General features: G+C 44.4%; 17 protein-coding genes. 5 read left to right on the top strand and 12 right to left on the bottom strand.

What is annotated here, in order from left to right:
• The 4 genes from AB5542_RS09480 to AB5542_RS09465 all read right to left on the bottom strand — a co-directional run.
• A partial coding sequence (locus AB5542_RS09480) for a SusC/RagA family TonB-linked outer membrane protein (protein ID WP_368243038.1) occupies window positions 1–2,918 on the bottom strand: 2,918 nt, incomplete at its 3' end.
• A 93-nt stretch (window positions 2,919–3,011) separates the two neighbouring features.
• Complete coding sequence (locus tag AB5542_RS09475; protein WP_279040269.1) at window positions 3,012–4,172, bottom strand: FecR domain-containing protein; 1,161 nt, start codon at window positions 4,170–4,172, stop codon at window positions 3,012–3,014.
• A 113-nt stretch (window positions 4,173–4,285) separates the two neighbouring features.
• Window positions 4,286–4,822 carry an RNA polymerase sigma factor gene (locus AB5542_RS09470; protein WP_279040271.1) on the bottom strand — a complete coding sequence of 179 codons (537 nt, stop codon included), beginning with the start codon at window positions 4,820–4,822 and terminating at the stop codon, window positions 4,286–4,288.
• Window positions 4,823–4,993: 171 nt separating this feature from the next.
• Entirely contained in the window at window positions 4,994–7,294 is a 2,301-nt protein-coding gene (locus AB5542_RS09465; RefSeq protein ID WP_279040273.1) for a bifunctional dihydroorotate dehydrogenase B NAD binding subunit/NADPH-dependent glutamate synthase, read from the bottom strand.
• Window positions 7,295–7,400: 106 nt separating this feature from the next.
• Here AB5542_RS09465 and AB5542_RS09460 point away from each other — a divergent pair, with 106 nt between their 5' ends.
• Together AB5542_RS09460 and AB5542_RS09455 are read left to right on the top strand one after the other, a co-directional pair.
• Complete coding sequence (locus tag AB5542_RS09460; RefSeq protein ID WP_270545033.1) at window positions 7,401–7,550, top strand: hypothetical protein; 150 nt, start codon at window positions 7,401–7,403, stop codon at window positions 7,548–7,550.
• Window positions 7,551–7,680: 130 nt separating this feature from the next.
• Window positions 7,681–8,019, top strand: coding sequence for a translation initiation factor (locus AB5542_RS09455; RefSeq protein ID WP_087422320.1), 339 nt, complete (start codon window positions 7,681–7,683; stop codon window positions 8,017–8,019).
• A gap of 75 nt (window positions 8,020–8,094) precedes the next feature.
• Here AB5542_RS09455 and AB5542_RS09450 read toward each other — a convergent pair whose 3' ends face one another.
• The 7 genes from AB5542_RS09450 to AB5542_RS09420 form a co-directional block, all read right to left on the bottom strand.
• A complete protein-coding gene (locus AB5542_RS09450; protein ID WP_279040275.1) occupies window positions 8,095–9,297 on the bottom strand; it encodes a YncE family protein in 1,203 nt (400 codons plus the stop codon).
• Between the two features lie 46 nt (window positions 9,298–9,343).
• On the bottom strand, window positions 9,344–11,695 hold the full coding sequence (locus AB5542_RS09445) for a TonB-dependent receptor (protein WP_288215221.1): 2,352 nt from the start codon (window positions 11,693–11,695) through the stop codon (window positions 9,344–9,346).
• Window positions 11,696–11,931: 236 nt separating this feature from the next.
• A complete protein-coding gene (gene glgP / locus AB5542_RS09440; protein WP_279038075.1) occupies window positions 11,932–16,176 on the bottom strand; it encodes an alpha-glucan family phosphorylase in 4,245 nt (1,414 codons plus the stop codon).
• Window positions 16,177–16,185: 9 nt separating this feature from the next.
• On the bottom strand, window positions 16,186–17,526 hold the full coding sequence (locus AB5542_RS09435) for a glycoside hydrolase family 57 protein (RefSeq protein ID WP_027203028.1): 1,341 nt from the start codon (window positions 17,524–17,526) through the stop codon (window positions 16,186–16,188).
• Between the two features lie 25 nt (window positions 17,527–17,551).
• Window positions 17,552–18,835 (bottom strand): glycosyltransferase family 4 protein, encoded by a 1,284-nt coding sequence (locus AB5542_RS09430; RefSeq protein ID WP_316242667.1) that lies wholly within the window; start codon window positions 18,833–18,835, stop codon window positions 17,552–17,554.
• A 45-nt stretch (window positions 18,836–18,880) separates the two neighbouring features.
• Window positions 18,881–20,827, bottom strand: a complete 1,947-nt coding sequence (locus tag AB5542_RS09425) for an amylo-alpha-1,6-glucosidase (protein ID WP_027203030.1) — start codon at window positions 20,825–20,827, stop codon at window positions 18,881–18,883.
• Window positions 20,828–20,911: 84 nt separating this feature from the next.
• Entirely contained in the window at window positions 20,912–22,894 is a 1,983-nt protein-coding gene (locus AB5542_RS09420; RefSeq protein WP_279038073.1) for an alpha amylase C-terminal domain-containing protein, read from the bottom strand.
• 328 nt (window positions 22,895–23,222) lie between these two features.
• On the opposite strand from AB5542_RS09420, the gene AB5542_RS09415 reads away from it, so the two are divergent.
• Window positions 23,223–23,840 (top strand): WbqC family protein, encoded by a 618-nt coding sequence (locus AB5542_RS09415; RefSeq protein WP_087422327.1) that lies wholly within the window; start codon window positions 23,223–23,225, stop codon window positions 23,838–23,840.
• 78 nt (window positions 23,841–23,918) lie between these two features.
• Here the strand turns inward: AB5542_RS09415 and AB5542_RS09410 are convergent, their stop codons facing one another.
• A complete protein-coding gene (locus tag AB5542_RS09410; RefSeq protein ID WP_087422328.1) occupies window positions 23,919–24,704 on the bottom strand; it encodes a C40 family peptidase in 786 nt (261 codons plus the stop codon).
• A gap of 90 nt (window positions 24,705–24,794) precedes the next feature.
• Here AB5542_RS09410 and AB5542_RS09405 point away from each other — a divergent pair, with 90 nt between their 5' ends.
• Together AB5542_RS09405 and rlmD are read left to right on the top strand one after the other, a co-directional pair.
• On the top strand, window positions 24,795–25,481 hold the full coding sequence (locus AB5542_RS09405) for an SIR2 family NAD-dependent protein deacylase (RefSeq protein ID WP_279038070.1): 687 nt from the start codon (window positions 24,795–24,797) through the stop codon (window positions 25,479–25,481).
• Window positions 25,482–25,586: 105 nt separating this feature from the next.
• Window positions 25,587–26,990 carry a 23S rRNA (uracil(1939)-C(5))-methyltransferase RlmD gene (rlmD, locus tag AB5542_RS09400; RefSeq protein WP_279038068.1) on the top strand — a complete coding sequence of 468 codons (1,404 nt, stop codon included), beginning with the start codon at window positions 25,587–25,589 and terminating at the stop codon, window positions 26,988–26,990.
• Window positions 26,991–26,992: the final 2 nt, after the last annotated feature.

The raw sequence follows: 26,992 nt of genomic DNA, 5'->3' as shown, positions 1-26,992 counted from the left end.
ACCAGCACCATACCTGTCATCGGATTTACACCCGCCATACGGTAGCCGAACCAACTCCCCGCAGCATAACCCTCCACATAATTGTTGGAAGTGGCAGCCGTCACCCGCTCGGGTAGGTCCTCGATTTCCTTATAGAAAGTGTTTTTCACGGTATTTTTATTATAGGCCAAATTCATCTTGGCAAACCACTGGATATTCTTGCGCTTCAAGAGGGTCACACCCAAATCCACCTCAACACCGTTGTTATGCAGGTTGGCTACATTGGTCGTTGCCTCAAGCCGACCGGAAGAGGTAGCCAAACGCTTATTATCCAATACATTCCGGGTAATATTATGGTAGTAGTTTACACCCAACTCTACCCGATAGTCCCAAAGCGATGCTTCCAGACCAATATTCATGTCCTGCTTTTTCTGCCATTTGATGTTCGGGTTCGGCAATTCGAAACTTGTCGGAACATTCTGTCCGTCGTAATTGATACTCTGGCCTAAGGTGTACACCAAAAACGGAAGGGCATTTTTATCTATGCTTCCGGTGTAACCGAAACCGCCGCGCAAAGACAAGAGATTCACCCAAGGTAAAGACTCCATAAATTTCTCCCGGTGCATATTCCAGCGCAAAGCCACGTTCCACAGCGGTGTAAATTGATTGCGGTTTCCAATAATATCCGAACCGTCATAACGGATGGCACCCGTCAGAATATACCTATCTTCATAAGAATAGGAGGCATTAGCAAAGAAAGAGGACATCTTCATGCGTTCCTTACCCGTATTCCCCAAACGGCCGAAATTAATATTGTTGGGATTCACACCCGTTAAATCGGGAAAACCGATGATATTGTGCACTTCGTCGTAAATCGGCGAGTAATTAAAGGAACTCTGTGTAGTACGATCAGAAATTTCCTGTCCGAAAAACACGCTGATAAAATGACGGTCTTTTATATCCTTCGTATATTGTAAAGTATTCTTGAACGTATAGGCATTACTGTAAGCAGTCGCCTCTCTTAACGAACCTTTTACTAAAGCGAGGTCCAAATCCTCCCCGTAGCTGATGTAATCATACCAGTTATTTTTGAAATTCGTATAGGTACCCGCACCCTCCACAATCCGGTTGTGGTTCGAATTGATGTTATAAACACCGTGAGTAGTAAACATCAATCCCTTGATAATCTCCCACTCCACCTTCAATTGGAGCTCTGCATCGATATACCTGTTCTTGTTTGTATTGTTATTTAGATCGTGCAGAATATTGAAATTCTCCCAGTCCAATCCGGGACGGATACTACTCTGTTTGGCATTATAAGTGATATCACTGGCATACGAACCGTCCTCATTGTAAGGTCGCTCGTAAGGATTTGCATACATAGCGTAGTTCAAGGGCGAAATGATACTGGCTGTCGCCCGGTCATTCTTCAGGGTCGTCCCGATGCTCCCTGTTATCCGCAAAGCCTCCACTGGTATGTGAGTGATTTTGGAAGACATCCCGAACTTGCTATACTTGTTATTCGGTTCCGTTCCCACCTCGCTCTGGAAGTTCAGGGAAGTGTAGTGTTGTGTTTTTTCCGTACCACCGGACATACTGAAACTGTATTGTTGGTTGACGGCCGTACGAAAGATTTCCTTGAACCAATCCGTATTGATAGTCGAAAGCCTTGCAATTTCACTCTCCGCTGCCTCTTTCGAAATTACACCATAGCTAGACTGCCGCAACAAATCCATTACCCGCCCCGGCTGAAAAACCCAGGCTGTTTCATCCGCAAAAACTTCCCGTTCAAACTGTATTTTCTGCGCCGTATTCATCATCTCGATATTGTTCCGTGGCCGCTCTTTGATACCGTAGTTCAGTGAAAAATTGAAACGGGTCTTTCCCACCAGTCCGCTCTTCGTCTCCACCACAATCACACCATTTGCCGCCCGCGCACCGTAAATAGCCGTCGCTGCAGCATCCTTCAAAACCGTGATGGACTTGATATCGTCCGGAGCAATATTCCCGATACCGGACGTAAAAATGGTAGACTGCAAATCCGTCGAACCCACCTTAATATTCGGAATCTCACCCTGCATCGGCATTCCGTCCACAATCCAGATGGGCTCCGTGCTTCCGTTGATGGAGTTGATACCACGGATCTGAATCTGCGAATCAGCACCCGGACGTCCGCTACTCACCATATTCAAACCGGATATTGTGCTACTTAACACCTCATTAATGGAGGTCAACCCCCGCCCCTCGATTTCCCGAGCTGTAACCGTTTTGCTACTACCCGTCATACGCTCGCGACGTACCGATTGGTAACCCACCACAACCACCTCATCCATCTCACTCACCTCCTCTTGCAAAGTGATCGTGATAAACTCATTCGGACGCACTGTCACCTCTTGCATACCCATACCGATAAAACGAACCTGCAACACGAATTCTTTGCCCGACAAGTTATCCATTTCGAACTTTCCGTCTACATCCGTAGCCACCCCCATCGTCGTTCCCTTGATAACCAAGGTAGCCCCCACAATCGGTTCCCCCTTTTTGTCAACCACTTTACCGACTAACTTCACCGCCTGTTGTTGCTTTGCCGGTCGGTCATCTATGATATAGATTCCATTCTCAAAACGACACCGTAGGCGGGTATCCGCCAGCAGGGTATTCAAAATTTTCTCCAAATCCTGATTTTCGAACACAGCACCTTTACAACGGATAGCAGAAGCAACATCCGTATTATACACCAATTGTGCATCGCTTTGTTTGATAATCTGTTGAAAAGCTTGATCCAAAGATCCGGGCTCTATCCGGATACTTATCCGTTGGGCCATCGCCTCCGTATGTATCACACACGAAAGCAACAAGGTAATCAATAATGATAATCGCATAAGCTTTTTCTCGATTTTTTGTGGTACTTTCCACACCAAATACGAACTTTTTTTCATAATTTTAAAGCGTTAAGTTTATAGAAAGGCTTCAACACTCAAAATCCGGTTCCGGGGTCGTAGCTGTGGATCGGATTTTTTGTGTTTCACCGGTTATTTCCTCGATATAAAAACCTGCCTGCCCTCAATTCTGAAACGCAAACCGGCAATTTCCTCGTATGTTTTCAACAACACCCGTATATCCTGGTAACGGTTCAGCCGTCCCGACAGATGCACCTGTTTCAAATCCTCAGAAGCGAACATACAATCTAAGTTGTACCAACGCGACAAGGTTTCCATTATCTCGCCCAGAGGCTGTCCTTTAAACACAAACATTTTGTTTATCCATGACATATATAAAGTAGTATCCACCTGCTCCACCCTCAATATCCCCGTAGCTGCCTCATACGTCAAGCGATCTGCAGGCTTCAGACGAACCTCCTCTCCCCCCGTTGTCGTAAAACCAATGCTCCCACGGGTCAATACAGCGGACATCGGCTTGTTTCCATAATCTGTGATGCAGAAACGCGTACCGTACACCCTGATATCCCCTTTCGGCAAAGCCACTACAAACTGTTTCCCATTATCCTTCTTCACATCAAAAAATGCCTCCCCCTTCAGGTATACCCGCCGTTCATCTCCGGTGAACGAAGTCGGGAAACGCAATTCCGAATCCGAATTTAACCACACCTTCGTCCCGTCCGCCAATACGTACTGAAACTCCCCTCCAGCAGGCACAGACAAAGTATGATACGCCTCAGGATGTTCCTTAGCCATCCGCTCCGCAGGAATCGTCTGTTCTCCCCCCCGCCTCGTTGCCGCCTTCTCCGTCTCTTCCTGCTTCAAATCGATTCGTTCACCGCTTGCCAAAGTCAACACCGTTCCCGCTCTTTGTATCGACAGCGAATCCTCCACTACCGCAACCACCTCCGGCAAAGACCTCCCTTTCTCTCCCGTCCACATCCAAAGTCCCACCACCAGCACAACCACCGCAGCAACACTCCCCATCGCTGCAAGCACTATCCGCCTCAACGAACGTTTCTTCCCACCTCTACATCTCTCCGCAAAGGCCGCAGCCATCCGCTCCCCATATCCCTCCTGCTCCAACTGCACAAACTGCCGTACCCCACGCAAACTCCTTACCTCTTCCAAAAGGTCCTTGTTAGCCTGCTCCTCCCCCAACCAATCATCCAACTCCCTTTTCTCCTCTTCCGTCAACTCCTGACCAAGTATCCGGGCAGAAATCAATCGTGCGATTCTTTCTGTTTTTTCCATTTTAATTGAATTTTACCTAATAGACGGCAACAGCATCCAAAAAGGATGACATCATCTAAAAATTTTTTTCAATATTCCTGAAGATTTTATCTTTTCCCCTCTCTTCTCCGCCCTCAAAACAACAGCAGCAGTAAAAAATCCTCACGCGAAAGCATAGTTGCCAGTCGTTTCAAAGCTCTGTACTTGATTGTCTTTACAGTATTAACACTCACGTTCAATGCTGCAGCAATATCGGCCAAACTCATCTCATCCAGAGTCATCTCCATCACCTGCCGACTCTGTGGCGACAACTGCATGATAGCTTCCCCAATCATCCGGACACTTTGCGCCTCGATGATATTACGCAACAAAAGTCCCCCATCCGAAACATCTACAGGAACCTCCTCCTTTTGGCCTTTGGAGAAATAGTCCCGCTTATCCGCAATCGTATTTTTAATAATAGAAAAGAAATAATTACGGGGTGACTTCACAGAACCAATTTTCGAACGGTTTATCCACAATTTCATATAAGACTCCTGTAACACATCATCCACAACCTCCGCATCCTGCAAATACCTAAAAGCAAACACACGGAACATCGAAGCATTTTCCCGAATAAACGCCTGCATACATTTATCATCCCATGTCGAAATATCCATCGGTATCTCCATAGAGCCTCTCATAATAAAAAATACGAATCCGCTGCAAGTTACAATTTTTTATATTACAAACTGAAATTAACACGAAACTTTTACACTCAAAGAGAGACTAAAGAACGAGGCTGTCTAACAATAAAAAAGTTAGACAGCCTCGTTCTTTTATAGGTAACAATAAATTCTATTCTAGTTCGCTTTGAACATCTCATCTATATGTTTGGCAGCCCGACGACCGTCACCCATAGCCAAAATTACCGTTGCTCCACCTCTCACAATATCTCCCCCTGCAAAGAACTCTGACAAATTAGACTGCATCGTTTCGTCATTCACCACGATCGTACCTTTACGTGAAATTTCCAATCCTTTCACGGAGTTCGGAACAATCGGGTTAGGAGAAACCCCCACGGCTACAACCACCACGTCTGCATCAATCGTGTACTCGGAACCTTCCACCGGCACGGGACTACGGCGTCCACTAGCATCCGGTTCACCCAAAGCCATCTTCTGCACCCGTACCTGTTTCACACGTCCCCGTTCGTCGGCAATATATTCCACCGGATTAGTCAACGTGATAAACTCGCATCCCTCTTCCTTGGCATGTTTCACCTCTTCCAGACGGGCAGGCATTTCCTCCTCGCTCCGACGATAAACGATCATGGCACGTTCCGCACCCAAACGTTTTGCCGTACGCACGGAGTCCATTGCCGTGTTACCACCACCCACGACTACCACGTTCTTTCCGCGATATACCGGAGTATCGGAATCTTCACTATCGGCACCCATCAGATTTACCCGGGTCAAGTACTCGTTGGAAGAAAGGATACCGTTATAATTTTCTCCGGGAATATTCATAAACCGGGGAAGTCCGGCTCCTGAAGCCACGTAGAAAGCCTTGAAACCTTCCGCCTTCAAATCTTCCACGGAATCCGTCATTCCCACGATAAAGTTGGTAACGAATTTCACGCCGATCTTCTTCAGATTATCAATCTCCACGTCTACCACACTATTCGGCAAACGGAATTCAGGAATACCGTATTTCAACACACCGCCGATCTCGTGCAACGCCTCGAACACGGTTACATCGTAACCCAATTTTGCCAAGTCTCCTGCACACGATAACCCGGAAGGTCCGGAACCGATAACAGCAACTTTAATTCCATTGGCATGGGCAACTTCCGGCACGGTAATATGCCCGGATTCTCTCTCGAAATCCGATGCAAAACGTTCCAGATAACCGATAGCAACCGACGGTTTCTTCAATTTCTGTAAATAAAAACACTTGGATTCACATTGTTTTTCTTGAGGACAAACCCGACCGCAAACTGCGGGTAAAGCACTCGTGCGTTTCAGCACGGCAGCGGCCTGCAAAAACTCACCTCTCTCAATGTTTTTCACGAATCCGGGAATATCAATGCCCACGGGACAACCTTCCATACAAGTCGGGGTCACGCAATCCATACAACGGGTAGCCTCCCGCATAGCCATATCGGCCGTCAGGCCTTGATTCACTTCTATACGCTGACTCTTGATACGTTCTTCCGGTGCGGTTTCGGGCATGTGAACACGTTCAATAGAAGTACGTTCCTTCCCAGCCACCTTCTGACGCAATTCCTGACGCCAAGGTTCGTTCCGGTCGCTCACGCCATGAGTATGTTCGGATTCCTCTTGTTTTACCTCAACATCATGCAATTTGGCCACCTCGGCATCCTTGAATCCACCTAACCGAGACAAGATCTCGTCAAAATCAATCAGGTGTGCATCGAACTCCGGTCCATCAACGCAAGTAAAGCGGGTCTTTCCCCCCACGGTTACCCGGCAAGCTCCACACATTCCGGTTCCGTCCACCATCAACGCGTTCAAACTGGCCACTGTCGGGATATCATATTTACGAGTCAGTCTCTCGCAGAATTTCATCATGATTGCCGGTCCGATGGTCACGGCCAAATCTACTTTCTCACGTTTGATCACCTCTTCCATACCTTCCGTGATCAGACCTTTTTTTCCATAGCTCCCGTCATCCGTCATGATAATCACTTCATCCGAAGAAGCCCGTATTTCATCTTCCAGAATCACCAGATCCTTATTACGTCCGGCAATTACTGAAACCACCCTGTTTCCTGCCTCCTTGAAAGCTCGCACGATGGGCAGTAGAGGAGCCACGCCAACACCACCACCACAAGCCAACACGGTTCCTACCTTCCCGATATGAGTCGGTTTTCCGAGAGGACCTACCAAATCCGTGATATAATCCCCCACTTCCAAAGCGCACAATTTCCGGGAAGACACTCCCATCACTTGTACCACCAATGTAATACTTCCTCTTTCCAAATTAGCATCAGCAATGGTCAACGGCATCCGCTCGCCCTTCTCTCCCACGCGTACAATCACGAAATTACCCGGTTTACGGGCCTTTGCTATCAATGGTGCCTCAACTTCCAGCTTTACAACTTTTTCTGAAAAATAAGTCTTACTTAAAATTTTATTCATAGTCTATAGGTTAATCTATTCTACTTATTTCAACCCCGCTATCGTTTTCGATTTCAAGCCGCAAAGATAACGAACCCCTTGGAAAAAACAATTTTTATTTCGATTAATGACAAGATCAATTAGAAGTAATCAAAAGATCAAACGCCACCAGAAATTCACGCATACTTCCCCGATATTACAAAGCCAGTCCTCAAACGACAATGAAACGAAGGGGGAACGTCTGTCATTCGCTTATCGTTCCTTATCTCCCGCTTAACTCGCCCCAAACCGAACACACAAAGTAAAGTAACTTCCTACAATCTGTCATATCGGAAAACTCACGCCATTTCGTGACAATCCGAGTAATATTGCTATTTTTGTTCCCGAAAACAAATTATACAGACATCATGGGCAATAAAAACGATAAAAAAGAGCGGATTAACGTGGTTTACTCCACGAATCCGAATTACCAATACGAATACAATCAAGAAGAAGAGCAGGAAACCCTAGCCCCGGAAAAACAAAACCTGCGGGTGACTCTCGATTCCAAACAACGCAAGGGCAAAACTGTCACCCTCGTACAAGGTTTCGTGGGTACGGAAGAGGATCTGAAAGAACTGGCCAAGCTACTAAAAAACAAATGTGGCGTGGGCGGCTCCGTGAAGGATGGAGAAATTATCATCCAAGGGGAAGTAAAAGAAAAAGTGTTGACTATTCTCCGGGACAACAAATACCGGGCAAAATAAAAAGATCGGCTAAGCAAGAGGGCTTTCCAGTTTATGAAAAGTGGAAAGCCCCGAGCTATTGAAAAATACAGATTATTATTCAAACACGAGAATATCCATAAGGGTTCCCTGCATTTTCACGATCGGAGCAGAACTACATTGATCAGTTTTGCGATTATAGGTGAAAATTCCCGTTCCATTTTGTTCCGTTGCCAAACCAAAAAGAATGTCGTCCCCGTATTTATTTATTGCACAACTATATCCATTCGTGCGAGGAAGATTCAAGGCTTTCATCGTACAATTATATAAATCAGCTTTCAAACAGTAATTTGTCTTCTCGTTGATGTAATCAGGACTGGCACTAGCAAATGCCGGACAATAAGCTAAAACGTACAATTCTCCATTCCCGGCATAAAAGTTAGAAATAGAATATTGCAATTTACCCCCTTGAACTCCTTCCACGTTCATGTCACTCATATTAAAACAGTACTCCGGATCAAATTCCGTCGCTCCTTTTTTAATTCGTAACAATCCGAATTTCTGATCCGGGACATAACCATAAGATCCCCAACAAGTCACGTAAAGATCCCCTTTTTCATCAATAAACATACCGCAATCAAAAATAGATGCCGCGGAAAGTCTCATGTCATGAATAATCTTTTCCGGCGTATCGGTTGCCTCATCAATGATCAAAATATGCGCACCACTTTTACAAATAGGCATCTGGTCAAATTCACCACACCCGACATAGAGTTTCCCATCCCGCAAGATCAGTCCCAGTGGGTTCGGAGTACTACTTCCGTCAAGCCCATACTCAGGCTTGGCAACATTAATTTCCCCTGTTTTTACCATGGTTGTTGGATTAAATATAATGATCTTGTTATCGTTCGGAGCGGATGCATAAGCTTTCGTAGTCGAAACGAAAGCAATAGAAGCACACATGGGAGCAGCCGTTGCCACTTCCAAACGTCCTTCCACTTTCAAGGTCCCATTATCTTGTCGGGAATATTTTATAATCGTTCCCTCCGAAGTCCCCGGCACGTAGAACACCCAATCATTATAAGACATCAAATAAGGAGTAATTTTGGTTTCAACCGCATTCGTGTAAGACATCGTTCCGACATTCATATCCTGTATCGGTACGATATATCCCATATCCGCCTGTGGCTGCATGTTAATACCCACGATGATCGACGCTTTACCATCGTTATCATCATCATTTTTGTTGTCATCCGTACATGACGTTACAAACAAGGCTGTACATAGAAAAGCCCCCAGAATAAAAAGATTGTTTTTCATTGTGATTTACTTTATTTATATATTTCAATTAAAATTCTCAGGCACATCACCATTTTAACGTCGTGAACCGAATCTTAGCCATGATCGTCCGCCCCGCCAACGGGTAATTAAAATTAGTCATCTCATCCGTATCAAACAGATTATGACATTCCACGCCAAACAAAATTTTCCGGTTCATGATTCCGTACTCCATCCCGACCGTATGCAGGCAAGTAGAAGGTATTTTATAATCCTGATTGCGACTAAGCTCGTATCCATAATAGTATTTATCCGTGTAGCCGCCCTCGTAATACGCTCTGGCATACTGTCCTTTACCACCAAAGGGATTATCCTTCCGGTAATCCAGCATCCAGTTGAAAAAGAGAATCGGGATATGAGGCAATTGCATTTTATAGGTCTCACTTTCGGTGTTTGTTCCCGCTATATATCTTGAATAATCCAATGATTTCTGCCAGGTAGCATTAAATGATACAAACCAATTACGATTAATATCCCATTTGATTTCACCGTCCACCCCGTACAACAAAGCCTCACCCAGATTCTGGTATTTGGAATACCCCACAACAGAGGTCAAATACATCATGTTCTTCACTTTCATTATATAACCGTTCGACTCGAATTGTAAACGGGAATTCGCGTTATAATAACGGTCAAACATGATACCCAGATTATAATTATTAGCTTGTTCGGCTTTTAACTCCGTGCTTGTCAACGTCGTTACACGATCTCCCAAAGCCTCCTCGTAACGAGGAAGGCGAAAGTTATGTTCCAAGGCAAACTTCACCAACCAATGAGAAGATAAATCGTATTTCAAAGCAAGACTGTATCCCCAATACTGATCAGATTTATCCGTCTCTGCCGGAACGGCATCCCCCGGATAAGCCAAGTTCACAGTTTTCCCCCCTAAATGATAATAATAATGCCGTCCCGTCAGAACTGACGTCAAACGTCCTTGAAACCACTTATTCTGTAAAGCGATAGAACTGATCATTCCCGATATATTTGATTTCAAACCGCTATAATCCTTTTTCAGAAATCGATCGGCAACAGTGTCCCGGGTTTCATTGCTCACGTAACGGAAATCATTATTAATATTGACCAGCATTTTGTTCGGGACCAAATGATATTGCAAGTTCAAGTTATAACGATAATCCATCATCCCGTCATCCGACAAGTTCGGGACATATCCCACTTCTCCGCCATACGTGTTGGGAACACGATCACCATAAAAATCATAAAGGAAGGACGAAGTATCGATTAAAGCAGTATGAGTATAAGTAACCATTCCATTGAATTTTAAATCCAATTTCTCATGCAAAAAATGTTTTTTCTCCAGCTTGGGATTTACACCGACTGTCCAGATTTTTGTCCGGGCATGACGGATATTTGTTTGTACTCCCTGGGTTTCTTTATAACTGTAATACCCGACAAATTCCAACTCGGCCTTGTCAAAATAATGATCCAGAAATTTAAGCGTCGCCCCGAATTCCCCCATTTTCAACTGGTCATGATCCCGTTTGATTTTCAAATCATTGACATAGGGAGAAGTGATCGTGTAATCATTTTTAGCAAAGGTTCCTCCCGCAAAAAGCGTAAAAGCCATATTCGCTTTATCAAAATAATGAGAAATACAAGCAGTAGGATTATGCACACCGTAAGACTGGTAGCTATACGACAAATCATAATATCCATGTTCGGCATCTATCGTCACCACATTAATCGCACTTCCTAATCCATCTCCCCCGAATTCAGGCGGAACAATCCCCTTGTATATCTCGATGCGATCGATGAATTGCAAAGGAATATCATTAATGGAAAAACTACCATCCGGGGTATTCAAGGCATAACCGTCCATGTATATCTGAACTCTATTTCCTTCCAATCCCCGGATATTAACTTTTGTTTGGTTACCGACACCGCCTGTTTGTCGTAATTTCACCCCTGTTTGGTGATTCAATACCTCCGTGATCGTGGTTCCACGTCCTGCCAACTGTTTTCCATCAATAACGGCAACTGGAGTCCCCTGACGTTTCACGTCATGGATCTCTTTTCTTTCCCCTTTAGCTGCAACGACCACTTGGTCTAGAGATTTCATATCTACCTGCATATAAACATCCAACTTCAATTCTTTGTTCGCCTCGACCTTCACTTTCTTGATGACATCTCTCATACCCACGAACGAAAAATAGAGTTCGTACTCCCCAGTAGGAATATTTTTAAAAAAGAACTCGCCCTTGGCATTTGTCCCCGTCCCCTTCTTTAGAGAATGTATAACAATATTTACTCCCGCAATAGGCGTGTTATCAGAGGAATCTTTCACGATCCCGGAAATCGTCTGCCCGTTAGAGAAAAGAATATTTCCAACAATAAAATAGATCCAAATATAAAAACACTTCATAACATACACGAATTAATTAATAATTAGTATTCTAAAGAATATTTTAATGAATGAACACTAAAAACATTAAATAGTCGTGCAAAAGTATACGGCAGATCAATTTACAACAATCCCTATTAATAGGGAATGTTTATCGTAAACTCCTTACTAATAAGGACAATTAAAACAAAATGCGGCTCCAAAGTCCTATATTGAACTTGGAGCCGCATTTTTATTAGTATATACCCGATACTATCCTACACCCATTTCACCAAAGCAAAATCCTGTCTGTGAGGAAGTAATATATTCTTCGGGAATATTCTCAATCCCAGCATAAAGATTCCGGGATCATCGGGAGTCACTTCAATGGAATACATGGCCTTCCCGTTCTCGAAAGAGACGGGTACGAATTCCTGTGTGAAACACACCTCGATCTTCTCGTCCTTTTTCATCATGGCAACCAATTCGACCCCGATGTCATCAATAGACAACTCTCCCAGATCAAGTACCACTTTCCCCTGGTAAGATTTACCCAAAGAGATAATCTGTTTCGATTTATCGGGAAGAATCAATGCATCCACCTGCACGGATTCCCATTCCCGGCTAACTTTCCTCTTCCACTCAGCAATCTGCGTGGCTAAAGCATAGTTGTTCTCACTCAAACGATGGAAACGGCGAGACATCGGTATATAGAACTTATCCTCGTAATCCGTCAGCATCCGATTACTCGTGAAGTTTGATGCCACCTTAGCAATCGTGTTTTTGATGAATCCCGACCATTTACCGGAGATTCCGTTCTCTCCCCGATCATAGAACGCCGGGGCGATTTCCGATTCGATAATATTATAGATCAACTCGGCATCCAACTCGTTTTGGAATTCCTGGTTCTCGTAGGTCCTTTCCATCGGTAACGCCCAACCCGCATCTTTCTGGTAGCCTTCAACCCACCAACCATCTAACACGCTAAAATGCATGACTCCATTCATGGCAGCCTTCTCTCCACTCGTACCGGAAGCCTCCTGCGGACGAGTCGGGGTATTCATCCACACGTCCACCCCTTGCACCATACGACGCGCTAAGTCCATGTCGTAATTCGGAAGGAATAATATTTTACCCAAGAACTGCGGGTATTTGGAGATCTCCACAATCCGCTTGATCAAATCCTGACCGGCCTGATCTGCCGGGTGAGCTTTCCCCGCGAAAATAAACTGGACCGGACGATCCGGATTATTCACGATCTCATTCAAACGATCCAGATTACTGAATAGCAAATGAGCCCGTTTGTAAGTAGCGAAACGACGAGCAAAACCTATGGTCAGAATATCATCCCGCAAGGTGTCTTGAATCTCCACGATTTGGCGCGGCGTGAAATAAGCCGTACTCTTCTCGTCAGCCAAACGATGCTTTATATGACGGATCAAGCGACTTCGTAAAACCATACGAACCTCTTTAATCATCTGATCCGGAATTTGGTAGATTCCTTCAAAACACGTTTTATCGTAATGATGAGTCTTGAATTTCTCACCAAACACGCTCATCTGTATTTTCTTCCATTCCGGAGCCGCCCAAGTCGGGTAATGCACTCCATTGGTTACATAACTGATGTGTAACTCTTCCGGCATATATCCCGGCCATAAATTCTTGAATATATCCCGACTGACTTTCCCGTGCAACCAGCTAACCCCGTTCACCTCCTGCGATAAGTTCGCTGCCAGAAAACTCATGGAGAATTTCTCGTTCGGATCATTCGCATTTACACGTCCTAACCCAAGCAACTGTTCCCACGTGATTTTCAAACGTTCAGCCACAAACCAGAAGTAGTTTTTCAACAGGTTTTCTGTAAATGAATCATGTCCTGCCGGAACCGGCGTATGCGTGGTGAAAAGCGAAGACGCCCGAACAACTTCCATGGCTTCGGTAAATGAAAGTTGATCTTCCGCCACGTATTCCCGCAATCTTTCCAACCCGGTAAATGCCGCATGTCCCTCATTACAATGGTACACGTCCGCCTGGATATTCAATTTCCGCAAGGCCCGGATTCCCCCGATACCCAGCAAAATTTCCTGTTTCAAACGATTTTCCCAATCTCCTCCATACAAGTAATGCGTGATGCTCCTGTCCCCTTCCTGGTTATCCTCGAAATCCGTATCCAACAGATACAATTCCACCCGTCCGACATTTACCTGCCAGATTCGGGCATACACCTCGCGTCCAGGAAATGAAAGACTGATTGTCAACCAATTGCCTTCAGCATCCCGAGCCGGAGATACCGGTATCTTCGTGAAATCCTGAGCCTCATATTCAGCCTCTTGATTACCCGCGGCAGAGAATTTTTGGGTGAAATAACCGTAACGATACAACAAGCCGATACCCGTGATCTTTGTTTTTTTGTCACTAGCCTCTTTCAAGTAATCTCCGGCCAACACGCCAAGACCTCCCGAATAGATTTTCAGAGAAGCGTGTAACCCGTACTCCATACTAAAATAAGCAATGGAAGGATCATTCATTTGCTTTTTCTCCTCCATGTATTGGGAGAATTTAGCGTACACGGCTGCCAGACGGGCAACAAACTCCTCATCATTCTCCAATTCTTTATAGCGATTCAAAGAAATCTTATCCAATAACGCTATCGGGTTATGCCGTGTCAACATCCATTGTAAAGGATCGATGCTTTTAAACAAATCAACGGCCTCCTCGTTCCAACACCACCACAAATTATTCGCCAACTCTTCCAAGGCACTCAATTTGACCGGAATTGAACGATGGATAATCACGCTGATCCAGTTCGGAACATTTGTTGCCGTCTTTTTCTCTATGAATGACCATTGTTCCTCTTCCACAATCGGAATTTCATTCACCCGTCCGTTTACTTTATCTATCGCGATCTGATAAGCCTTCTTGTAATATGAAACCAAATTTTCCCAAAGTGCAATCTTCGATACCTCTTTGGCATTCTTGGCTACAGCTTGGTACTCTTTTTTGTTTAGTCCGGCAATCGCTTTTATTTTATCGGCAATTTTCTCGACCACTTCTTCGTTATTCCGGTCATCCCGTTCAATCACCTCAATTCCCGGGTGTGCTTTTTTATAATAGGACTCAACCCACAAGCCGAAACCGGCCAAAGTTGTCGTGATCGTCGGAACTTTAAATGCCAGACTCTCCAAAGGCGTGTATCCCCAAGGCTCGTAATAAGAGGGGAAAACGGTCAAATCCATTCCCACAAGCAAATCATAATAAGGCATGTTAAACACACCGTCATTACCATTCAAATAGCTTGGAGAGAAAAAGACCTTCACCCGGTCCCCCGGTTGATTCGATAATTGTTGTTCCTCAATCTTACGCAATACCGGATCATTTTGCGGGTCCGATAATTCATGTGTCACGTAAGGATGTGTGATTTCGATCGCCTGGTAAGGACGTTCCAAATTATTCAGTAATTCCAGATTTGCCCCCTTATGTCCTGCCGGCACCAGAATAAACGCCAAAATATCCCGTTTATTATCTACATCCCGGTTCAAACGCCCCAGTGCTTCAACAAACACATCCAAGCCCTTATTTTTAAACTCGTAACGTCCACTGATACCCACGATTAAAGCATCTTCCGCAACCGCCCGGCCCAATAAAGCCTGCGCCACTTTCAACAGTTTTTCACGTCCTTGCTGACGCTTGGCGGGATAATCCTCCTCGCTGGGGGTGAAACTGTTCTCGAAACCATTCGGGGTGACAAGATCCACTTGCTTACCCAAGAAATGTTCACATTCTTTCGCGGTAATGTCACTGACCGTCGTGAAACAATCCGCCCATTCCGCCGCCTTACTTTCCAGGGATTGTTTGGAATCCACGCCAAAACGATGGGCCGTTTCCACCGGATTGTAATCCTTCATCGGATCATAAAGAGGCAAGCCGTTCCCGGCAATACTACGTCCTAACACGGTGGCATGAGTGGTGAACACGCATCCCACTTGTGGAAGGGCATTTTTCAGGTACAACATACCGCTTCCCGTCATCCATTCGTGGAACTGGGCAATAATACGCTGACGAGGAGATATATGGTAACGAACAAAACTCTCAATCACTTTTCCCGCCGTGTAACCGAATAACACGGGTTCGATGTAATCCCATTGTCCGGTTAACGAATCCACCTGAAACTTCTCCCAGAAAGAAGTCAATATCTGATCCTTCTGGGGAATAAAAGAGGTGAAATCTACCAAAATAGCCACAGGGTTACCGGCTACATTCCATCGCCCTACCTTAATACGCAATCCCTCCTGTGCCGCTTTCACCCGCCACGATTTAAACAAATGGGCATCTTCCGTGAATTCCGGATTCGGTTCATTATACCGCCACACGTCCGGGCCGATCAATATATGGTTGTTTTTGAATTCCCCGGCCAAACTCAACACCTTTGTTGAAATTACCGTGTGAATTCCCCCAACCTTATTACATACTTCCCAACTTACCTCGAACAAATAGGTGGGATCTTTCAATTCCAAATTACTCATATTTAATTTTTAATGTTTTGACTTCACTTGTTTCTCCTTAGTACTCACCTTTTTCGTCGCCTTCGCAGCACTCTCCGCACTTTTTACACGAGGAGTCCGTTTCTTTTTTTCCGGACTTTTCTCTTCTTCGGTGATTTTATTGCCCGCAATATTACGCATTTTTTCCATATCTTCCACACGTGCGACAAAATCACTCAACACATTCATATAATTTATGAATGCTTCATACGGGGTTTCATAAGGTGAAACGTAACGATGGTAGTCGTTATCGGAGAACAGTTTCGTCCTCATATAATAGAAATGATCACTAGCCTGCAAGCGAGAGTAATCCTCGTTCAGCTCCGGATCATTTAATGCTTCCACTTTAGGTTGTATTTTGAATAGCTCTTCAAAAGCCTCATTTTGTAACTCATTTCCCAACCATCCGGTAATATCCTTTTCTTCATCCGCCCATGAAATCGGGTAAGGCACGTGTAAAGGAGCCACCGGCTGATGTTTTTTCACCGCCTCACTCGGGGTCAGGAATTCAAAATCGGTTGTCGAGAATATATATTCGGGTAAAGAACGCATAAACTCGAAAATTCCGGTCTCTGCCAATTGGTTTTCACCAAACGTTTCGTAGTTCATAAACAAATTCACGATCTCACTATCTTGCGTGCTATCTTTTAACCAACGGGCATATTTATCTGCCGTGAGAGGCCATTCATGCCAGCTATGATCTGAAAAACGCAGGGTCAAGTCGTCGCTCAACCGGGAATTTTTCAATAACAGTTTCAACCGGGGATTCATCACGTTCGTGTAAACGAAATTCGGACTCTTCCACCCCAACACATGCTTTGCCCCATCAGTCAGCATAGATTCAAATCCCATGGCAGCCACTCGCTCCCCGATCTGATCGGAATAAATCAACGAACTATTTCGCAACGTCACCGGCTTCTGCCCGAACAACTCTTCCATTTTAGCTGCATGGCGCTGTACTTGTCTCTCGAATTCATCGGTATCAGACAAGGATGCCAAAGAGTGAGCGTATGTCTCGGCCAAAAACTCCACGCTACCGGTCTTTGCCAATTCCTTGAAACTTTCAATCACTTCCGGGGCATGAAGAGCAAATTGTTCCAATGCCGAACCGGAAATAGAAAAACTCACCTTAAAATTCGTTCCGTAACGCTTGATCAAATCCATGATCAAATGATTCATCGGCAAATAGCATCTCTCTGCCACTCGTCGTATCGTGGAACGATTCACATACTCGTCAAAATAATCATGACGTTTACCTATATCAAAAAAACGATACCTTCTTAATCTTACGGGTTGATGTATCTGGAAATAAAAACATAATGTCTTTTTCATAATTTTACATTTTAAATTTTAAACTCTAAACTCCCAATACGTCCTTGTACACTTCCTCTACTTTCAACGCTGCATTCTCCCATTTTAACTGGTTCACCTCGTCCAATCCTTCTTCTCCGGCCATTTTACCTAAAGCCGGATAAGCTAACAGACCATATATAGCATCAGCCAGTGCATCAACATCCCAATAATCAACTTTTATAGAATGTTTCAAGACTTCCGCTACCCCGGACTGTTTGGAAATAATCGTGGGAACTCCCGCACGCATCGCCTCCAATGGAGAAATTCCGAAAGGCTCGGACACAGAAGGCATCACGTACACGTCACTATACAAGAACATCTTCTGAACATCATCACCTCGTAAGAACCCGGTAAAGTGAAACTTCGTGGCTATTTTCAATTGTGCCACACGCCGAACAGAGCGATTGAACAAGTCACCGCTACCGGCCATAACAAACCGGACATTCGGGAAACGTTTCAATACCTTGTTCGCCGCTTCGATAAAATACTCCGGTCCTTTCTGGAAAGTAATTCTACCCAAAAAAGTAACCACCTTTTCTTTCACTCCACGATCAACTTCAACATCTTCACGTGTTTGAAAATCCACAGCGTTATGGACTGTCACTACCTTATCCGGATTAATCCCGTAACGATTGATCACGATATTTCGTGTCAGATTACTCACTGTAATCACCCGGTCGGCAGCCTCCATTCCACGCCTCTCTATATCATACACCTGCTGGTTGACATTCTCCCCACTTCGGTCAAATTCCGTGGCATGTACATGGATCACCAACGGTTTACCCGAAACTTTCTTCGCCACAATCCCGGCCGAATAGGTCAGCCAGTCATGCGCGTGGATAATATCAAAATCCTGTTGTGCCGCTATCGTCCCTGCCACCATGGCGTAACGGGCAACTTCTTCCATCAGGTTTGTTCCGTATTTACCGGAAAATTGGAACTTGTTACGGAAAACGATATGCTCTGAATGTTCCCCCGTCTTGATGGTCTCCTTTACCGTTCTTTCGAAGGTTTCCGGGTCCAGATAGGGGACAAGATTCGAACCGATCTCCATAAAGTTTACATTCTGCCAGTATTCATCTAAATTTGAATACTCGCTCATCATTTCGACATCACTCGCATTAATGATTTTCACGACGCTTTGATCCTCATCACCTCCGGCCTTCGGCATGACGAACATCACCTTGACGCCATGTTTCGCCAAGCCTTTCGTCAACCCGTAACTGGCCGTTCCCAAGCCCCCTGCAATATGCGGTGGAAATTCCCACCCAAACATCAATACTCTTATGCTCATAATATATTAATTTGCAAATTCGGAAATGGTCTAATTCGATTAATTTTCATATTTCCTTATCAATTTCATACTCCTAAGTACCTCTCCGACACTCCATGCCTGGGAAATACTTCCATTCGGATGATGTGGTGGATCGCCATCATACACTTCAGCAATCGAACACAAACCGTAAAGTGCCATATCTTCTTCAAATCCTTCCAACAATTCTTTTGCCTCCGGCAAGAACTGTTTCCCGTAAAGTTTAAGATTTGCCTCTATATACGCACCGATTAACCAAGGCCACACGGTTCCCTGATGATAAGCGTTGTCCCGCTCATCCTGATTGCCTTCATAATGCCCGTGATATTTCGGATTTTTTGGAGACAAAGTTCGTAAGCCTTTCGGGGTCAACAACTCACGGGTAACCACTTTCAGAACCCTCTCCTTCATATCATCCGTGATCGGGGAATAAGTTAAGGAACAAGCAAATACCTGATTAGGTCTCACATCCAAATTCTGCCCTTTTTCATCCACATAATCAGCTAAATATCCCTTTTCCTCGTTCCAGAATGTTTCCACGAATGAAGTACGAATCAATTCGGGCATATCCTTCCATTCCTTTATAAAAGTATTATCTTTTGCCTCTTCAGCTAATTTCAGCATGTAACAAACCGCATTGTACCAAAGAGCATTGATCTCCACGGCATAACCGGCTCTCGGGGTCACGGGAACACCCCGCACAACAGCATCCATCCATGTCAGTGCTTTTCCGGGTTGTCGGGCCCAGATCAAACCATTCGCATCCATTCTCAACCCGGGATTCACACCCTCTCGAAAAGCTGTCAGGATTGATTTCATTTTACTTCCATAATTTTTCCATACCGTCCCCGGCTCTCCTAACGCTTTATCGTACTCCTGCACGGCCCAAAAGAACCACATGGGGGCATCTATCGAATTGTAAGCAGCCTTATCCCCTTTACCGATGTTCGGGAACAAACCATCGTGTAGCTGACGAACCATCGTGTCAAGTACTTCTTTACAATTTCTCAAATCTCCCCCGGCTGCCAATGTCAAACCCGGAAGGGCAATAAACGTGTCGCGTCCCCAGCGCCCGAACCACGGATAACCGGCAACAACCTCCGTATCTTTGCCTTCATGAACAATAAACTGGGATGCCGAATAAGTCAAACAACTTTCGAAATCATCCCGACGCTCCCGTTTATTTTCCATTTGCTGGAATTTACGTTTCAGCGTGGAAGGCTTTACCTCTTCGGTTGAGGCTGAAAATATAATGCTTTCCCCTTTTTTAATCGGTACCTCAAAATAACCGGGAACAAACAAGTCTTCCTTATAATCATATCCCCGGTTCTTTTCCTCCAAGTACTCTATATTATAATACCAATCAGGCACGGGTACAAACTCGTTCGCCTTGCTCAACTGCATATTCAAAGCCGGAAAACCGACATACAATTTCGAACGTATACCATTTTCCACGTGATCGAATTTCGTGTTTGCCATCATGTTCGCCTTGCTCAAAGCGTGAACGTTCCGGTAAGCCAGAAACGGTTTCAACCGCAAGTACGTTTCCGAATGAGCATCTTCCAATGTATAACGAATCATCAATTGAGCCTCATTATGCACCATCAGAATCTCTTTCTTCAACACAACGCCTCCCACCCGGTAAGTCAACGTGAATAGCGGATCGTATTCCAAATCCACGATATATTTATGTCCCCGCGGTTCATATACCCCGGGATATTTATGGATCCCCAAATTAAAAGATTGCCCGTGTTGAACAACCGTTTCATCCAAAGAGGAAAGTAATACATGATTCTCTCCCCCGAACTCCGAGATCGGCAATACAAGTAGTCCATGATACTTCCTCGTGTTACAGCATACGACCGTTGTCGAAGAATACCCCCCGGCTCTATTCGTTGATAAAACTTCTCTCTTCAAAGAATATTCCAGATTTACCAATTCTTCTTTGTTGAAATTTAAATAACTCATAATCTAATTTTAGATTTTAAATTTTAGATTTATGATTCAACAATTACCTCAACACCCAAATCGTAAATCATAAATCCCATATATTTATGAACGCTTTAATACAAATCCCGTCCTCGCAGGTATATACAAACTTAACTGTCCCCTGCCCGGAGAAACGTATCGGGTAAAGTGTTCAATCTTCTCATCAATTCGTCCCAATCCGTCAAAATTCCTGTTATCCGTGTTCAATATCATCGTGTATTTTCCGGAAGGTGCGTCAAAAACGTAATCCGGGAATGACTTTTCCGGGTTAAAATTGAACACGAACAAATAATCTCCGCGGGTAAAAATAAGCACCTGACGCTCGTTATCCCGCACCAACGGTTCCGGACGCCAGTGAAAAACACGCGTATCATTCACCATCTGAATCATCGACTTATCGAACACATTCAAAAAGCGAAACCGAAGATTTTCATCATCTACCAGACTCCATAAACGCCGGGCATGATCGTAACTCCACCCGTTACCCTCTCTCGGGAAATCAATCCATTCCGGGTGTCCCCATTCATTTCCCATGAAATTCAAGTAACCGTCGGCAGCAGTTCCGATAGTAACCAAGCGAATCATTTTATGAAGTGACATTCCCCGATCAATAATCACGCTCTTGTCAAACACACTCATTGAGGTATATATTGCCTTATCCACTAAACGGAAAAATATAGTCTTGTCACCCACCAACGCCTGGTCATGACTTTCCGCGTAACTAATTGTACGTTCCTCTTCCCGCTTGTTTGTCAACTCGTAAAAAAGATCTCCGACGTGCCATTCCTCATCCCGTTTCTCTTTCAATAGCTTGATCCAGTAATCCGGAGTTCCCATATTCATCCGGTAATCGAAACCCATACCGCCATATTCCAAAGGACTGGCAACACCCGGCATCCCACTCATGTCTTCGGCAATCGTGATCGCCTCAGGATCGACTTGATGAATCACCCGGTTAGCTAATGCCAAATAGGTAATTGCACTCTCGTCCTGGTTTCCATCATAATACAAGCTATACTCCGTGAAATCCTTATTGATTCCATGATCCCAGTACAACATACTGGTAATCCCGTCAAAACGATAACCGTCGAAACGGAATTCCTCTAACCAATATTTACAATTCGAGAGTAAGAAATTCAACACTTCATGTTTTCCGTAGTCAAAACAACGAGACCCCCACAAAGGATGATATCCTCTCTCGCCCGGGTAAAAATATTGATCGTAACTACCATCAAAGCGACTCAATCCTTCTTCCTCGTTATTCACCGCATGCGAATGGACAATATCCATAATCACCCGGATTCCCATACTATGAGCGGTGTCGATCAAGGCTTTCAACTCATCCGGTGTCCCGAAACGGGAACTCACGGCAAAGAAATTCGCCACTTGATAACCGAACGAACCATAATAAGGATGTTCCTGCACGGCCATCAACTGTATGGTGTTATAACCTAGATCAACAATACGCGGTAGCACAAATAAACGGAATTCCGTAAAAGTCGATACTCTCCGATGCTCCGTTGACATCCCGATATGAGCCTCGTAAATTAACGGATAATCTGTTCGTTTGGGTCTTTCATGACGCATCTGGTAGGGATTCAATGGGTCCCATACCTGCGCACTGTATATTTTCGTGTATTCATCTTGAATCACTCGTCGCACATGAGAAGGCAACCGCTCCCCGCTCCCCCCGTTCCACTCCACGAGTAAACGATAAAGCATCTCGTGAGCCAACGCTCCCAGAGGCAGTTTAATCTCCCAATTTCCATCTCCGACCTTGGTCAAGGCATAATCAGGATGCTTTCTCCAATCGTTAAACTCGCCTAACAAATAGATTGCCGTGGCATTCGGCGCCCATTCTCGAAACACCCACCCCTCATTCGTTCGATGCAACCCATAATACAAATAAGAATTACACGAATCGGACAAACGAGTCGTCCGATAAGTAAATTCTCGTTCCATCGCCAATACTTGCTGGTGTCTTTTTTCAATAATTCCTGCAAATGGCTTCAATAATTTATCTTCTTCTACGAGTTTTAGCATCATATATCAATTTTATTTCTATTTATCATGTAATAATACCCTTCCAAATGAACTACTTTTATATTACGTTCCGGTTGTGATACTATTACTAATTAGTTACGTAGAATTACGGCTTTTGTTCTATTGCAGGTCTTAAAAAATCCTCTCCTTTCTATATAATCGACCTGCGGTAGTTAGAGTCGAATACGACAACTTTCTATCCTGTTACAATATACAACTTTTGAACCACAAATCATACTTTTTGAGTATAAATTTGTTAATCATACAAAATATCACAGATTTTCAATTTATTGAAAAATTCTTATCTTTGCCCGGCTAATATAAATGGATCATGAGCAATATACTAATTAACACGGCATACTTTCCACCTGTTCAATACTTTACAAAAATAAACAATTGTACCGAGATATGGATTGAACAATACGAAAGCTATGGTAAACAAAGCTACCGGAATCGGTGTGACATCATGACTGCCAACGGGGTTATGACTTTGTCCGTACCCGTCGTGAAAGGCTCATCCATAAAAATATTGACCAAAGATGTACTGGTTGACTATTCCACGAACTGGCAGAAACTCCATTTCAAAGGAATCGAGTCCGCTTACAAAAATTCTCCCTATTACGATTATTACATCGACAACTTCATCCACTTTTTCGAACGGAAAGAAAAATTCTTGTTAGATCTCAATACCAAGATTCTAAAAGAACTCATGGATAACCTGCAACTCCAACGGTCAATTAAATTCACAGAAGACTATTATCCGACATACGATACCCTCACAGACTTGCGGGATGTTATTCACCCCAAACCTTCCCGCCGCCGTGTAGAAGATCCTTTCGTCGCCAAACCTTACCACCAAACCTTTGCCGAAAGATTCCCTTTCGCCCCCAACCTCAGCATCCTCGACCTATTATTTAACATGGGGCCGGAAAGCCAAGGATATTTATGATTTAATGATTTTAGATTGAAGAAGAACTTGTAACCTGTCAACTTGTAACCTGCAACTTTTTAATTCGTCTTCAGCGAATTAAAAAATCTGCCTCACCACCTTCAGTGTATGCGTGTAACGTTTCAAATCTTCATTGAAAATGCCGTGATGATCAATTTTATCCACCCGGACTTTTCCCGAGGCATGGATAATTCGGCCCTGTTCCCACAAGATACCGACATGAGTAACAGCACCGGAAGAATCACCAAAGAAAGCAAGATCCCCCGGTTGCGCTTCTTCCAGAAAAGACAAAACTTGTCCCTCGCCGGCTTGTTGCTCGATATACCGCGGGATAGTAATTCCCGCCAAACGATACGCCATTTGCACCAATCCGGCACCGTCTACACCATTGGGAGTTCGCCCACCCCAACGATAAGGAGCATTATAGAACATCAACGCGTATTGAATCAATAATTCCCGTAGACTTTCAATCCCTACTTCCCGTAAAAAACCCTTCACGACATACTCCTCATCCCCGATCATCAATTTTTTAGTATATGCATCGTAGAAAGGCAGCACACTCCCCGCCACGACCATCTTGTTCTCCCAATCCCCTTTTTTAACCACCAGATTAAACACCTCACTCATGATCAATTGATCGGAAGCCCGGTACTTTTCCGCGAACTCTTCACTTACCTCTTTGTAAGTTTTACGATCAATCCATCCACAACAACAATCATGTAACAAGCGAATATTAAGCCATTTATCCTCCTCCTCCAGTACCTCATACACCTCCCCGAACAACAACTGAGAAACCATTTCGCTCCGTTCCGATTTTTCCCGTCGCATGGGGATAACACTTAAATCCGCTATACCAAAAGTCATACCGTACAAAATTGAAAATTGAAAGTTACGAAAATAAAGTTTTTTTAGCTAACTTGCAATCGAATTCAATGATTAAAATACAACTTGATTATGAATAAGTTAGTCGTTTTAACAGGAGCCGGAATGAGTGCCGAAAGTGGGATTCGTACCTTCAGAGACAGCGACGGCCTATGGGAAGAATACAATGTAATGGACGTTTGTACCCCGGAAGCATGGCAACGTGACCCGGAATTAGTGAACCGTTTTTACAACGAGCGTCGTAAACAACTCTACGAGGCCCAACCAAACGCCGGGCATTACGGGCTTGCCGAACTCGAAAAAGATTTCGATGTCCGGATCATCACGCAAAACATTGACGACTTGCACGAACGTGCCGGAAGTACTAACGTATTACACCTTCACGGTGAACTTAAAAAAGTCAGAAGTAGCCGGAATCCGGACCTAATATACGACCTTGACGGTTGGGAATTAAAGCTAGGAACAAAAGCCGAGGACGGTTCTATCCTGCGCCCTCACATTGTTTGGTTCGGAGAATCCGTTCCGAACATCGAACCGGCCATAGGACTCGTTCAACAAGCCGATATTCTCGTGATCATCGGGACCTCGCTAGCCGTGTATCCGGCTGCCAGCCTGTTACACTATGCACCTGCCGGTTGTCGCATCCTGTTGATCGACCCGAAAATTCCGGAAAGTGTCAAAAACAGTAAGATCGAGTTCATTGAAAAAGGCGCCTCCGAAGGTGTCAAAATCCTGAAAGAAAAACTGAAAAACAAATAAATTAGGTGATTTCCGATTGAACGATTCTGCGATTCTAAATCACCTAATCAAAAATCATGAAATCACTTCATTGATCAGATCTAAAATTTAAAATCTAAAATTAATATGGCTCGTGGTAAAAAGCCCTTACTGGAAAATATCGAAATAAAAAAAATAGCCGCGGAAGGAAAATCCATCGCTTACGTGGATGAAAAGGTATTATTCGTACCGAACACCGTACCCGGTGACATCGTTGACGTACAGGTCACCCGGAAACGTAAAAGTTTCCTGGAAGGCTTTATTGTTAACGTACGGAAATACTCCGACATCCGCACGGAACCCTTTTGTTCGCACTTCGGAATATGTGGCGGATGCAAATGGCAAAACCTGCCTTATCAATTACAAACCGAGTTCAAACAACAGGAAATCATCGACAACCTGCAAAGAATCGGTAAGGTAGAACTACAAAACGTATCCCCGATCATCGGTTCACCCAAAACTACCTACTACCGAAATAAGCTGGAATACACCTTCTGTAACAAACGCTTTCTGACACGGGAAGAAATTGCCAACGGTCAGGATATAGACCGTACCCCGGCAGTAGGCTTTCACGTTCCCGGTTTATTTGACAAAGTTATTGATATCGAGAAATGTTATTTGCAGGCCGAACCTTCAAATGGCGTTCGTAACTTTATTCGGGAGTACGCTATCGAACATGAATTAAGTTTTTATGATATTCGTGAACAGGCCGGATTCTTACGTACTCTTATCATCCGCACCTCTTCCACGGGAGAAGTTATGGTCATCGTTACGTTTGGGGAAGAAAATCGGGAGGCACGGGAAGGTCTATTGAATGCTATCGTGCAACAATTCCCCGAAATCACCTCCTTAATGTATGTCATCAATGAAAAGATGAACGACACGATCACCGATCAAGAAGTGATCTGTTTCCACGGGAACGACCACATCTTCGAACAGATGGAAGATTTAAAATTCAAGATCGGTCCGAAATCCTTCTACCAAACCAACTCCGAACAGGCCTATAACCTGTATGCGAAAACAAGAGAGCTGGCAGGATTGACCGGAAAGGAAACCGTGTACGACCTTTACACCGGAACCGGAACCATTGCCAACTTCGTGGCTCGCAATGCCCAAAAAGTTATCGGTATCGAATACGTCCCGGAAGCCATTGAAGATGCCAAAATCAATTCGGCACTCAACAATATCCACAACACGGTATTCTACGCCGGAGATATGAAAGACGTGCTGAACGAAGAGTTTATCCGTCGCCACGGTCACCCCGACGTGATCATCACGGACCCACCTCGTGCCGGAATGCACAAAGATGTCGTGGATACTATATTAAAAGCCGCTCCCGATCGAATCGTTTACGTGAGCTGTAATTCTGCCACCCAAGCACGAGATTTGGCACTCATGGATGCAGACTATAAAGTAATGGCCGTTCAAGCGGTAGATATGTTCCCCCACACGCATCACGTGGAAAACATTGTATTGTTACATCGCAGATAAGA

It is taken from the genome of Butyricimonas sp. RTP31003st1_G1_RTP31003_210430, assembly GCF_040920905.1.
Classification (GTDB): Bacteria; Bacteroidota; Bacteroidia; order Bacteroidales; family Marinifilaceae; genus Butyricimonas; species Butyricimonas paravirosa.
This window is presented reverse-complemented; position numbering and strand designations above follow the sequence as displayed.

Coding starts and splice junctions, on each gene's coding strand:
- AB5542_RS09475 (WP_279040269.1), bottom strand. CDS start 4,172: ATGGAAAAAACAGAAAGAATCGCACGATTGATTTCTGCCCGGATACTT.
- AB5542_RS09470 (WP_279040271.1), bottom strand. CDS start 4,822: ATGGAGATACCGATGGATATTTCGACATGGGATGATAAATGTATGCAG.
- AB5542_RS09465 (WP_279040273.1), bottom strand. CDS start 7,294: ATGAATAAAATTTTAAGTAAGACTTATTTTTCAGAAAAAGTTGTAAAG.
- AB5542_RS09460 (WP_270545033.1), top strand. CDS start 7,401: ATGACAAGATCAATTAGAAGTAATCAAAAGATCAAACGCCACCAGAAA.
- AB5542_RS09455 (WP_087422320.1), top strand. CDS start 7,681: ATGGGCAATAAAAACGATAAAAAAGAGCGGATTAACGTGGTTTACTCC.
- AB5542_RS09450 (WP_279040275.1), bottom strand. CDS start 9,297: ATGAAAAACAATCTTTTTATTCTGGGGGCTTTTCTATGTACAGCCTTG.
- AB5542_RS09445 (WP_288215221.1), bottom strand. CDS start 11,695: ATGAAGTGTTTTTATATTTGGATCTATTTTATTGTTGGAAATATTCTT.
- glgP (WP_279038075.1), bottom strand. CDS start 16,176: ATGAGTAATTTGGAATTGAAAGATCCCACCTATTTGTTCGAGGTAAGT.
- AB5542_RS09435 (WP_027203028.1), bottom strand. CDS start 17,526: ATGAAAAAGACATTATGTTTTTATTTCCAGATACATCAACCCGTAAGA.
- AB5542_RS09425 (WP_027203030.1), bottom strand. CDS start 20,827: ATGAGTTATTTAAATTTCAACAAAGAAGAATTGGTAAATCTGGAATAT.
- AB5542_RS09420 (WP_279038073.1), bottom strand. CDS start 22,894: ATGATGCTAAAACTCGTAGAAGAAGATAAATTATTGAAGCCATTTGCA.
- AB5542_RS09415 (WP_087422327.1), top strand. CDS start 23,223: ATGAGCAATATACTAATTAACACGGCATACTTTCCACCTGTTCAATAC.
- AB5542_RS09410 (WP_087422328.1), bottom strand. CDS start 24,704: ATGACTTTTGGTATAGCGGATTTAAGTGTTATCCCCATGCGACGGGAA.
- AB5542_RS09405 (WP_279038070.1), top strand. CDS start 24,795: ATGAATAAGTTAGTCGTTTTAACAGGAGCCGGAATGAGTGCCGAAAGT.
- rlmD (WP_279038068.1), top strand. CDS start 25,587: ATGGCTCGTGGTAAAAAGCCCTTACTGGAAAATATCGAAATAAAAAAA.